At 42.3% G+C, this 13,756-nt stretch carries 3 protein-coding genes; all 3 read right to left on the bottom strand.

Annotated elements, in window-relative coordinates; genetic code table 11:
* Positions 1 to 14 precede the first annotated feature (14 nt).
* Complete coding sequence (locus L2737_RS19515; RefSeq protein WP_102529361.1) at positions 15 to 1,328, bottom strand: HlyD family type I secretion periplasmic adaptor subunit; 1,314 nt, start codon at positions 1,326 to 1,328, stop codon at positions 15 to 17.
* Positions 1,325 to 3,556 carry a type I secretion system permease/ATPase gene (locus L2737_RS19510; RefSeq protein ID WP_248956832.1) on the bottom strand — a complete coding sequence of 744 codons (2,232 nt, stop codon included), beginning with the start codon at positions 3,554 to 3,556 and terminating at the stop codon, positions 1,325 to 1,327. Before L2737_RS19510 ends, L2737_RS19515 begins: the two co-directional genes overlap by 4 nt.
* A 93-nt stretch (positions 3,557 to 3,649) precedes the next feature.
* Positions 3,650 to 13,726, bottom strand: coding sequence for a T1SS-143 repeat domain-containing protein (locus L2737_RS19505; protein WP_248956831.1), 10,077 nt, complete (start codon positions 13,724 to 13,726; stop codon positions 3,650 to 3,652).
* Positions 13,727 to 13,756 lie beyond the last annotated feature (30 nt).

Below are 13,756 nucleotides of genomic sequence, written 5' to 3'. Positions count from 1 at the left end.
TCCTTACCTTTACCTTACGGTTCTCGTAGCGCATTTGCTCTGGCCCGCAATAGCGGTTTTAGCCAGTAATTTAAGACGGTTTTATTGCCAGTTAAAATATCGGTTGAGGCTTGCATGCCTGAAATAATTGGCCAGCCGTTCAGTTGGTTTTCATCAGTTTGAATATGGGCTTCATAGTAAGTTGTGCCATCTTCAAGTTGTTGTGCATCAGGGCTGACGTATATGACCTCACCTTTAATACCACCGTATATCACAAAGTCATAAGCCGTAAATTTCACCATTGCTTTTAAGCCTTTATGAACAAAAGCAATGTCCTTTGGCGCGATATGACTTTCGATAATGAGTTGGTCATCTTGAGGGACGACTTCCATGAGTACTTGGCCAGGTTCTACCACTTGCCCTGCTGATCGCACGACAATATTAGACACGCTGCCCGAAACAGGACTGGTAATTTGGGTGCGTTCCAGCCTGTCGGCTAGGGCTTTCATATTTTCGGTTAATGCAGATAATTCATTACTGGTTTTATTGCGCTCATCAGTGGTGCGGTTAACAAAATCGAGTGCGACATTTCGGCGCTCTGCCACTGCTTGACTAATGGCGGCTTTAAGTTGCCTTTCACTGGCTTGTGATGCTGATAATTCTCCTTGCAGTCTTACTGCATCACGCTCAAGTTTTAATAACTCTAACTCTGCTACAGCGCCTTCACCAACAGCCTCACGGGTCATGCGAATTTCTTGCTTTGCCATCGTAAGCCCACTGCGCTGAGCATTGATATTAATGTTCACTTCTTCTTTTGCTTGGCGTTTTTGCTCAACTATTTGGGCGGTTTGATCTAGCTGTGAAATTAATTGAGATAGCTGCGAGTTATATATTGCCTGTGATCGTCTGTTTGCTGAGCTGTCGGCAATATCAAACTGTTGTGGGGTAATTTGTACTTGTGAAAACCATAATGCTTGGGTGTCATCAATAAGGACACTATCGAGTAAGGCTTCGAGTCGAGTTAGTTGGTTTTTAAGCGCCACACTATTTAATCTGGCTTCATGAAATGCTGAAGCAAATCTGAGTTCATCGATAACTAATAGGGTTTGTCCTGCGATGACGGTATCGCCTTCTTTAACAAGGATCTCTTTTAAACTGCCACCGTCTAAACTCTCAATTTGTTGCACTGCAGAGGCGGGAACCACTTTGCCTTCACCGACGACAACTTCTTCTAATGTCGCAAAAGCTGCCCAAATGAGTGTGAAACAGAGTAAACCAAATGTGAGTAATATGACTCGGTTGGCTCGTTTAGCTCCTTCAAGGTGTTTGATATGTAAGTTTGCACTCATGATTTCACCTCACTTATCTTTGAGGTATTCGTTTTTGAAGCACTTGTATTTGAAGTGTGAGCCTTTGTGTTGCTGGTGTTGCGAACGTTAACCGCTTTGATACGACGTTTATTAGGTTCAAGTAACTCGGCAGCAGATTTCTCGCCAATAATGGCACCTTTATCCATCACAATAATACGGTCGCAAAGGCTAAGCACTTTTGGATTGTGTGACGAAATGAGCATAGTGCAGTTTTGAGTATTCATTTTTAAACTGCTAATAATTTGGGTTTCACTGCGTTCATCCATGGCGCTGGTGGGTTCATCAAGGATCAATAAAGTCGGCTGGCGAAGTAGGGTACGGCAAAGGGCTATAGCTTGACGTTGGCCACCTGATAGCTGACGACCAAATTCACCTACTTGGCTATTAAGGCCGCTTCCAAGCCGATCCATGAGCTTATCAATGCCTGTACTCATCATGGTTTGTGCTAGCAAGGTTTCATCCACTTGGCCGATACCGTAAAGCAAATTATCAAGCACTGTGCCATAGACTAAGTTAGGTTGTTGGCTCATATAACCAATATGGTCACGGAGCCTGCCGACAGACCATTGTTGAGCTTCCAATTGGTTATAAAACAGTTGACCTTCACTGAGTTGATATTGGCCTGCTATCAGCGCCATGAGCGTTGATTTTCCTGCACCAGCAGGACCATAAAATCCGACCTTTTCACCCGCTTTAATATCAAGAGATACATCGTTAAATGCTGACAGGGGTTGTTCAGGGTAACTAAAGCTTGCACCACGAAGATTAAGGCTGCCATTGAAAGGGAATTGCGCCACATTTAATGATTGCTGTTGGTTCTCTTGCGGTAACTCTAAAATAGATTCAACGGAGGTAATCGCAGATCGAGTTTGCTGATATTTAAGTAACAACATGGCGATTTGATTAATGGCGCTGGAAGCTCTGCCGCTTAACATTACGATGGCGATTAAGCCCCCCATACTTAAGTTGCCTTGGTGGATCTGATATACCCCAGTGATGATTAAGCCAATTGACACTAACTGTTGGCAATTCATCACGCTATGACTAAGGGTATTAGAGCTAATACGAGATTCATTTTGCCAGTCAGCTAGACTGCTGACGGTTTCATTCCAGACTCTCGAGGCTTTTGCTTGACCGTTATTTTGTTTTATTTCTGCCAGCATATTTAAGCTTTCAACAAGATGAGCTTGGCGCTGAGTTGATAGCTTTGATGATTCTTCGATGGTTACTGATAAGCGCTTTTGCATGAAAACACTCAGCAAAATGAGCACGACCATGCAGGTCAGTGGCACAAACACCATGACACCACCAAGCCAAGCAATTAACACCAGAAATAATAAGGTGAAGGGTAAATCCACTGCAGTGACGAGAGTGACTGAGGTGATGAAATCACGAATGCTGTCAAATTCTTGCAGTTGCTTAGCAAAAGCACCTGAAGAAGCTGGACGGTTTTCTAATCGCATGCCGATGACTTTTTCAAATAAGGTTGATGACAGTTTGATATCGACTTGTTTACCAGCAACGTCTGCTAAACGTGTTCTGGCTTGGCGTAATAGCCAGTCAAATACAATGGCAATTGACGCGCCACTGGCGAGTACCCATAGAGTATCGATAGCTTGGTTGGGTACGACGCGGTCATAAACATTCATGGTAAATAGCGGGGTGACTAATGCCAGCAAGTTAATCGCTAACGAGCCGATTAAAAAGCTGCCATAAAAGGGTTTTACTTCATCAAATGCCGCTAAAAGCCAATGCCTTTTAGTGTCTTTATGGTGTTCAGTACCGCGCTCATCAAGTTGTTCTATGGGCTTGATGTACCAGCAATGGGCTGACTTGGACTTAAATTGCGCTGCGAACTGTTTTTCATTTATTTGAGTGTGTTGACCTTGCATATCAACAAGCATTAATGCGCCTTGCTGTTTTTCTGATGCAAAGTAGGCCTGGTTGTGTTGATCAAATATGATTGCGGGCAAAGCTAAATGATTAAAGCTTAATGCTTGGGGCGCGCTATCAACATTAATTTGTTTGAGTAAATCACTTAGCTGAAGTGCCCGTTGTTCTTCGCCGCTGTTAATAGGATGGGCGGATAAGATTTTAGAAAGACTTTCTGAGGAGATAGGCAGGCCAAAATGAGCCTTAATCAGTGTCAGTAAACTGATTAAGGCTTGATGATTAGCTTGTTGTTTAGCGCTTTCATTTGCTGACATTATAGACGGCTCATCCTTTGCATCTTTGTTATTGTTTATCTAGCTTTTATGTCTCTGTTTATATTGTTTTTATCACTATTGTTACTTAAATATTTAACTTTGGTTTAGCAGCGTTTGCTGTTGAGTTAGTTGATTGATTTCATCTAGTTCTGATTGATTTAAATAACTTTCACTTTCAAAACTGGTGGTTAACGTTTCTTGTTTTGATAAGGAATCTTTAATGGCCGATGTAAGTGAATTTAGCGAATTGATTTCATCATTAGGTTGATTGCTAAGTTCAGTATTAAAGGCACTATTGGTGTGAGATAAATCTGTGTGTGATGCATCTGTTTGTGAGAATCTAGTCGGTGAACTATCAGGAATAGGTTGTATGTAACCAAATCCTGGTTGTTCAATAAGTTTATCCCCCCAATGAGTATCAACACTGATCAGGGATAACGCTGAATTTTGGGCTACTGAGATGATGTCATTCGTAGCAATTAAGCTTGTTGGTTGTGCTGATATTGGCATGATTTGATTGAGTGTAAATTCAATCGGGGTAATGTCGTCGACAGGATTATTTGGGCTTAACTCAATTCTAATAAGCTCACGATCAATAAGCTCACTGCCAATAGGATCTTGATAGCCATACTCAGGTTTTGTGTTGGGATTAAAATCAATACTAAAAGGCTGAATCTCTATAGGTGCAGCTTCGACATTTGCTGACAGGCTTTGCTGCGATGCTGGGGTACTGAAATCTTGCGCATAAGCATTTTCATTAGAAATTACATTAGTATTTGCATGAGTACTTATATGAGTACTTGTATCATTAATGACAGGATTGATTGGCATAATTGAGTCAATAGGGTCCATTGGCGACACATAACGGTAAGGCGTGTCATATTGCCTCATGTATTCAAATTGCATCCTTTGATACATTTCTTCCATGACTTGCTGTTGGAAATCTTCAAGTTGTACACCATAAACGGCTGCGCTTTGTGTCATAGGTTCAAGGTTATTAGGATTTACATCGGTATTCGCATCATTGAAAGCAAAGTTGGCCATGGCAGCTGGACTGTTCATTACTGCGTTATCATCAACGGTAATTGTGATGGTTTCTAGATCGCCTTCTGCAGATTCGCCATCAAGTGTTGCTGTTGGGTCTAGGCTTAATTCAAAAGTGGTACCTGCCGTTACACCGCTTATCATTAGGCCAGCAACACTCTCAATTGGGACTATCCATTGATTACCTTGTTGGGTCCCAGCTGATAACGTTGCCCCGTCAGGCACGCCTAAAATAGTGAGGCTTGCAGTCTCTCCTGGGGCTGGATTTTGTAATTCAAGCCCAAGGTTGAGTGGGATATCGTTGGTAGTTAAAGCATTAATATCGCCAAATTGTGTCCAAATCGGTGGGTCGACTTCTGGGGGTATTTCAATCTCGAAATTGACTATTTGTGCAGCGCTTTGATCTGTTTCATTTGAGCCTAGTACTTCAGCAGTATCAATACTGGAAAGTGCCAACTCAACTTGTAACGTACCGAATGCAAGTTCACCAGGTAAGATTTTTATTTCCTCTAAACTGGTTTCATTGACCAGCAGCGATGCTGTAAATCCGCCATTCCCGTCAGAAATTAATGCAGCAAATTGACCATCAATTTCAATACCTGCTAAATCGATGAGGGCAGTCGCTTCTGCTGAAGTAATCGTCACTTCGACTCTAATGGATTCATGCCCTTCAAGGTCAATTAGCTCAGCCCCTAGCTCGACTTTGATAGCATCGCCTTCTATGGCGCTGTAGTCATCTGGAACTGAGATTATTTGGACACCATCTGCGACGGGACTGACACCCACTAAAAAGTCCATAGAGGTTGTGACGAAGTCATCAGTACCTAACTCTTGAGTGATGATTGAAAGTGACAATGGCATATCGCCATTAAAATTTTGTGGTGGCTTGATGACAATGCTATCGAGTTGGTCTGGGGTAATGGTCCAGTAGCTTGTAGGAGAGCCATTAAACTGACCTCCATCAGCACCATTGTTGGGTAAAAGCTGTAAATTACCGCCAGCATCTTGGTAATAAACAGTGGCGCCTTCTGGGACTCCTTGAATGGTGATGTATTGCACTTCGGAGCCGTCGGTATCAATCAGACCGATAATAGAACTATTGATACCAGTTAAGGCAATATTGGTATCTTCAGTACCGTTAATGATAATCAGATCTGCTGGCACCTCTGCAGCATCAGTAACAGGGGTGACTTGAATCGTTATAGTATCGCTGAAGTTTGCGTTGTCGATAACATTAGCACCATCAATATCTGCAGTGTCACTGACAGTGCCTGAAATCAGTAGTCTAAAGTCACCACTTAGGTGTTCTGGTGGTGAAAATTGCAATAAAGCTAGGGCATTGTTTAATGCTACATTGGTGTTACCTGTAAATTCCCAAGTATCATCAGTGCCAGATTTTAGCTGGAACAAACCAGTGTTATCAATGAGCTGGCCGCCATCGAGCAGGGTAATGGTAAATAGCTGTGCAGGGTCGTCCAAAATGATTTTTTCTTCACCACCAGTGTTAGCGGTGGCATCTGTGTCAGCGAAGGCTAAAAATAACCCTAAGGCCTTAGGGTCATCTTCATCCATGGTATCAATTAATGACTCCAGAGTGACACCATCAGCCACTGGGGTAATATTAATTTCCAAATTCTGAGAATCATCTATTTTGGTATCACCACTTAATGAGTCTGTGGCAATGATGCGAATAGGAATAGTCAAATCACCGGAAAAATCCTCAGAAATATTATGTAATGCTAAGTTACTTAAGGATGCTGTAGTAAAGACATATTCGATGATGTTTTCGCCACTACTGTCATAGAGGGCGATAACGTCACTACCGGTAAAATAACCGCCCTGAGGTAAGTCGCTGGCTAGCACTCTAAAGCTTATGACATCATTATTATCACTGGTGATGGATAAGTTGAGATGACCACTAAAGCTAATCGCATTATCTTCAATAGCATCAATTGTGGAGGATTGTAGGTCAGTGGCTACGGATGCGGTTGATGCAGATGTGGGTTGTTCAAATAGCACAAAAATGTTGGTTGAAATGATCTCAGGATCGTCTCTATCTAGCACTCTTGCTTCAACAGTGATTGTTTCAAGGCCAGTGACATGATCGCTTGATATCGTCATGCCATCAAGAATGGCTTGGGATTGCTCCTGAATTGTGTCACTTGTCATACCGTTAGTTGGTATTAGCCAGAGACCATCACCATCATGGATCGCTCCATTCGGGTGAGTAACAAACCAACCGTCGTCACTGGGCATAACGATAACGATATAATCCAAAACTTCAGAACCGTCTATATCACCATCAAAAAATACAATGTCATCAGTCAGGGTAATAGGTGTCCCATCGGTGCTATGCAGCACAGTATTATCAGTTTGCAGACGGGTAATGATCTCAACTACGGCATCAACCTGAACGGACAGTTGAGTTGAAATATCTTGTATTAGGGTCTGACCGGTTTCTGAAGTGTCAGTGATTTGGTAATTAACATCTAAGGTAAATGGTCCGTCAGCGTCTTGTGGTGGCAGCACTGCTAAACGACCAGAGTTGAGTAAATCAGTTAACGTCGGGCTAGCTGCATCTGTTAATTCTGACAGTAATAAGCCTGCACTACCGACAACAATCTCAGCGCCATCGAAGAGGAAAATGATGCCGTCACTTGATGGGAAGAGGGTTAACTCAGTAATGGTTTCACTGCCATCCATATCAGCCAGTAACGCAGGTGATAAATTGAGAACGATAGGCTGATCTTCTTTACCACTACTTACTGTGGTTAGTGACTGGACTGTTTCATCAATAACAGGTGCGATATCAATATTAAGATTGAGTTCATACTCAGCTGTATCACCATCTAACTCGGTGCTTTCAACGAATAAAGTCAGATTTATTTGACCGCTAAAGTCTTCAGGTGGCCTTAAGGATAAGGTTGATAATACTTCCGCTGTCACACTATACGCTGGCTGACCTGACTCAAATCCCACAACAGGTAAATAGATGATTTGGCCATTCGCATCCACAAGTGACGCCCCTTCAGGCAGACCAACCAGGCGAATACTCAGAGTTTCTGAACCGTCATCATCAGAGCTTACTAAGGTAAAGCTTAATGGAATGTCACTGTCTTCGTTGAATGGAACGACCGAATTAATACTACCATCATTAGTCATTTGCCAAACACTGGCATCAGACGTAATTGTCGGTGCATCATTTGCGACACCAGTTAAACTAATGGTAAGCGTTTGTGGCTCACTGTAATGCGGGTTGGGTTGCAGAACTGAATCTATAGGGGCTATACCATCTTGTGCCGTTTCTGTTGAAAAGCTCCGGACTGTAATGTCAAATTCACCTAAATTGGCTGAGCTTGCATCAGCTAATGGAATTAGCATAGCTCCTAGATAAGGAGGGGTTGGGAGGATATCGTCAAATTCGACCGTCCAAACTCCATTGCCTAAATTGACCGCAGAAGGGGCATCGATTATCCAGCCATCAGGTAGGGTTAATTCAAATCCTAAACTCTCTGAGCCAGAATTGTCCGAAAGCTCACCAAAAAGAAAGTCGTATAAAGCAATTGATACATCTTCATCACTGGAGATATCTCTTGTTGTTAGGCTAGGTAAATCTGCGACAGGACTAACATTGAAAATGATGGTTTCAGCTGCAATATCAATAGTCGCATTATTGTCTGGTTCAGTAGATATTGCTTGTATATCAAAGCTAAATTGCCCTGCTAAATCATCACCGACTAAAGCTTGAAGTTGAGCTAACTCATCTGCGGAGATGGTTTGTCCATTGGCGATAGAAAAGCTATTACCATCACTGTTGATACTGCTAAGGGTTAAGCCTGAAGAGATATTAGTTATGACATACGTCATGACTTCTGAGCCTTGGCTGTCAGCTCCAACGATATCTTTTGTACTGGCTTCAACATTAATATCAATTGCTCCTGCATCTTCTTTGATATCGTAGACAAATTGGCTAGTATCATCCCATTGTGGAATATCGGCTACGGATTCAATCGAAACAGGGATTAGGGTGGTGATTGATGGTTTATTGTTGATGTTAACCGTGACTTCAAATTCAACATTTAGGGTAGCATCTGAAGCATCTTCTGCAGGGTGGTAAAGCAGGTTGCCACTAGGGATAGCAACACCAAAGTCATTAATATATAAGTTGATGCCTTCGAGAATGTAATTACCATCGCCATCTGTAGGCACTGGAATGCCATCTAATGTTAACGTGCCTCCGGCTAATGATGCTGTATTGAAGACTATACTTTGAATCAACTCACCTTCATCGATATCGCCTGGGTATCCAAATACCAGTAGATTAGCGGGGGTATCTTCAACAAAATTGGGGTTCAGTATTCGAACAGAGCCAGTTTGGTCTTTAGCTGTAATGGTTAAATTATCGATAACAGTATCGCCATCTGCATCAGTAACATATACCTGAACAACTTCGCTATATATTGGTTGCTCATATTCAAATACTTTACTCGACACTACCGCTTGGCCATTGGCTGTGATTAATAATGTACCGTATTTGACTCCGGTATCAGTAAAGAGGTCGACTGAGTCACCTGCAGCGTATTCTTGGCCATCATAAATGAACTTACTGACAGTTGCGCCATCTGCGCCTTGCTGTTTTTGATTGAATAATTGTACGCTGAAGTCGGTATTATCTTGCTCTGTAAAGGTCAATTCAGAGTCATGTTGAACAGGGGTGTCATCGGTTATGTCAATATTAATCGTTTGCTGATTTGACTCATCACCATCGGCGTCAGTTGCAAATACATCAAAACTTAACGTTTGAATATTTTCGCCGTTACCAAGCGGATGATCGATAGCTGCAAATTGTTCAAACTCAATTTTACCATTAGCATTAAAGCGCACTCTAAATACGGTTGTGTTATCTCCTGAACGGATGGCTTCATACCAACCATTACTATTGGCGTTATCGCTTAAGACAATGGCTTGGCCGTTACTGGTGTAGCCATCAAAGCTATAGCTCTCAGTCAGTTCAATCGATACAATATCATCGCTGCCACTGGTCATGCTCAATTGCGCACTACTGAGAATGCTGGCGTTGTCGACAAGCTCTCCTTCGTTAACAGTTAACGTAATTGAGGAAGGTAAAGAAGGTGTTTCTCCATCAAATATATCTATATCAACACGGCCGGTGATTTCAGTTTCATCACTATCAATCGCAATAACATCGACTTTGATCGTTGTGAATGTACCTGTAGCAGTGTTGTTATCTATTGGGCCTAGCATATGCATATCAAATTCGACCGCAGAGCTACTTTCAGCATCAATAAAAATATCGCTAGGTAAGTTCATCCGAAAGACGACATTACCATCAGGTGTTTGCCCTTCTGCGACTGCGCCATCATCAGACAGTACCCAGAATATATTAGTGCCATTTTGGGTCAGGTTATTGCCATCAGCATCGACTACATAATCGCCATCCACAAGACCAAACTTAATGTTGACGATAGGATCGCCTGTTGTGCTGATATTTATAAAACCAGTGGTGCGATTATCAACACCAGCGGTAACGCTTGGTAATTCGCTGATATCGATATCAATGACGCTGATTTGCCCTGGGTCATCATCACTGACAATTAGTGTCATCTGAGCTTGAGTTGTATCACCATCAAAGTCAGTAATAATGAGCCCAAAATTAACTTCGTCGGTGTTTATTTGATCAAAAGGGCGGCTCAGTGTGGTGGTATATGTATGAGAGAGTGTGTCACTTTCAATATTCCAACCGTTGTCGATAACAATCGTTAAAATTGGATTTGAAATATCACCTGTATGAGCTGTTAAAGTTAAGCCATCATTCGATAGTTCAAAAATTACCGCGACGCCACCGGCTGTTAAGTTTGGTATTTGATCGATATTAAAACCTAAGCTACTAATCGCATCAGCTCCGACATTAATATCAAATTGTCCTGTTTGAATTAAAGGCGTTCCTGCCAGATTGGTTTCATCAAAAGTCAGAGTGTCGATATTATCAATCAGTGCTGAATTACCATCATTAATAGTCCAACTCAGTTTACCTATATCTATATGACTGCCGTCTAAGTCAGTAGCATCGATTAAGGTTTGTAAAGTTAAATTATCTGTAAAAACATGATCTAATGGGCGCTTTAAATCCATCACCGCTGTGACATCGAGGTCATCGCTATTACTTGATGCAGAGAGTGATAAGGTAAATATGGTTACCCCATTGGCGGTGGCTGTAATGGTTTTAGCATCGGCAGCCAATGTGTAGCTTAATGCGTCCCCATTTGAGGTTAACCCTAATGAGTTTAAGGGGACTAGGGATAAAGTACTAAAAACCACAGTTGAAGCAATTAGTGAGTCAGATCCTGCTGTGATAGAAAATGACTGGCTGTCAGTATTGACACCATTAATGGTTGATTCTGCTGTTGCAAAGTTTGCATCAGCCATGGTGCCGATAGCACCATCATTAATCGTAATTGTGCTGGTGGCATAAGCGATGCTACCGTCAAAGTCGGTGACGGTATAATCAAAACTAATGGATTGCTCTACTGTATTATCCAAATTATCACTAGCCACAAACTGCCAGAAACCATTGGCGTTGACTGTTAAGACGCCTTTACCTGTATCAATCACGGCAGGCGCATTAATAGCTATGACGTAATCCATACCATTAAAGTTGATGTTTTCAACATTTAGAGGACCTTCAATGGTGTAATCATTACCTGTTATAGACCCCGTCATTGTTGTGTCTTCAACCGTTGTGAAGTGATCATCTATGGCGAGCTCAGGAGTATCTTTTACGTGTAATATGGCATAAGTAATGATTTGTTCTGTTGTGCCGTCAAGATCAGTTTGCAGACCTTCTAGTCTAATCAATGTGGATATGTTATTTGCTGTTACTTTGTCCAGCGGTTGATATAAGGCAATGTTGAGATCTTGTCCTGTTAATGTGGCTTGTAATACTAATTCATTGTCACCGCTTCTGAATACTTGGAAAGATTGACCATCCGCAGCTAAAACCAAGGTTAATTCTTGGCCATTAGATTGGCTACGCAACAAAAATTCTTGGTTTGCAGATAAGCTTAGTTCTGCATCAGGAATATCGAAGCTGAAGTCAGCATTGGTTTGGTTATAAAGGTTGAGTGCTAGTTCATATAAATATCCATCAGTAGGGATATCTAATTGTGGCATTTCATCAACCGCAGTATTACCAGCTAAGTCAGTAACACTGACATCCATTTTCCAACTTAAACGCTGATTTAAACCATCAACATGTAAAGTGTCGTCAAACAGCCAGCTGCCATCTGCTTTGACTGTAGTGGTAAACGTCTTGGTAGTAATACCGTCGGTTAACGTTAGTGTGACAGTTTGGCCTTGTTCTACGCCTGTGGTGGTTCCAGCAAGAGACGATTCTCTTCCGTAGGTGAATAAACCGACATCAAAACCATCAACTCCAGTATCAATATCGATAGTCACCTGAGTATCAATGAGCACTTGATCAGATGCTGTTGCGCTATTGCCTGCAATATCTATTGCAGTGGCGGTTGCCGTAAGGGTGCCATCAACAAATCCTATCGCTGCAAGGTCTTGAGCTGTAATACTATAAGTACCGTCAGTATTGACCGTGGTCGTTACGGCAGTTGATACATTGTTGGCGTCGGTTAATGTGATTTTGACTTGCTGACCAGTTTCAATATTAGTCACAGTACCGCTGACAATGACTGCACTAAGCTCAGTTTGGTTAATGAGACTATCACTATCGACAATTTCGACAGTGATGGTTGCGGTAGTATCCACAGGCATTTGTGCGGATGCTGATGCAAGGTTACCTGCGACATCGTTAACCTCTGCAGTGACAAGTAATGAGCCATCATCAAAGCTTGATAAATCTTGTGCTGGGAGAATCCAAACACCACCAGTGACGATGGCGGTTAGGGTCAGAGAGTGGCCTTGGCTATCGGTGAGGTTCACTGAAACCGTTTGGCCATCTTCTACGTTTGAGACGCTACCTTGAATGACCACTTGAGTCATTTCAACGGCATTGATAACGCCATCATTGTCAATAATCTCGACTGTGATATCAGCGATAATATCCACAGGCATTTGTGTGGTGGCTGATGCAGGGTTACCCGCTACATCACTGACCTCAGCAGTGACTGCTAAAGATCCATCATCAAAGGTTGATAGATCTTGTGCTGGGAGTGTCCAAACACCACCAGTAACGATAGCGGTTACAGTCAATGAATGGCCTTGGCTATCGGTGAGATTGACGGTAACTATTTGGCCATCTTCAACGTTTGAGACGCTACCTTGAATAACCACTTGAGTCATTTCAGTGGCATTGATAACGCCGTCGTTATCAACAATTTCCACAGTGATATCGGCAGCTGTATCTTTAGCTACTGTGTTGTTGCCAATGCTCGGATTACCTTCTATATCGACAGCTAATGCACGTAGCGTGAGTTCACCATCAAGTAATGATGACAAATCAAGGTTATCAAGTTGCCACTGACCATCAACAACACTGGTATTAAATATCAATCTAGTGCCATTTGAATCTGTCACCCAAATTAGTACATTTTGACCATCTTCAATATTAAGTGCCTCACCGCGCAAAGTTGTGCTGGGGACTTCAACTGCATTAAGCGTATTGTCATCATCTACCGCTTCAATGGTCACAGATGCTTGAGAATCTTTGCTGACAATGGCTGTGACAGAAGTGGGATTACCAGCGATATCGACAGTATTCGCTGTAAAGCTAATATTGCCATCGATGAGTGATGAAACATCAGCATCGCTAATTTGCCAAACTCCTGCGACGACAGTGGTATTGAAAGTGAGTTGGTTATTGAGGCTATCGGTTAGGGTAATAGTAATGGTTTGACCGTCTTCAACATCATCAACTTGACCCGAGAAATCAAGGCGCAGCATTTCAAAGCGGTTAATGACAGAGTCTCTACCCGTGTCCACATCAATAGTAATATCAGCCAATATATCAACAGGCATTTGTGCAGCAGCTGATGCAGGGTTGCCTGCGATATCAGAGACTTCAGCAGTGACAAGTAACGAGCCATCATCAAAAGTGGATAAATCTTGGGGAGCTAACGTCCATAGTCCGCCAGTCACAATGGCGTTAAGGGTTAATGAATTCCCTTG

It is taken from the genome of Shewanella electrodiphila (assembly GCF_023283985.1).
GTDB lineage: Bacteria > Pseudomonadota > Gammaproteobacteria > Enterobacterales > Shewanellaceae > Shewanella > Shewanella electrodiphila.
This window is presented reverse-complemented; position numbering and strand designations above follow the sequence as displayed.

Bases quoted from the DNA above. Each gene is read 5' to 3' on its own strand.
- L2737_RS19515 (WP_102529361.1), bottom strand. From the start codon at position 1,328: ATGAGTGCAAACTTACATATCAAACACCTTGAAGGAGCTAAACGAGCC.
- L2737_RS19510 (WP_248956832.1), bottom strand. From the start codon at position 3,556: ATGTCAGCAAATGAAAGCGCTAAACAACAAGCTAATCATCAAGCCTTA.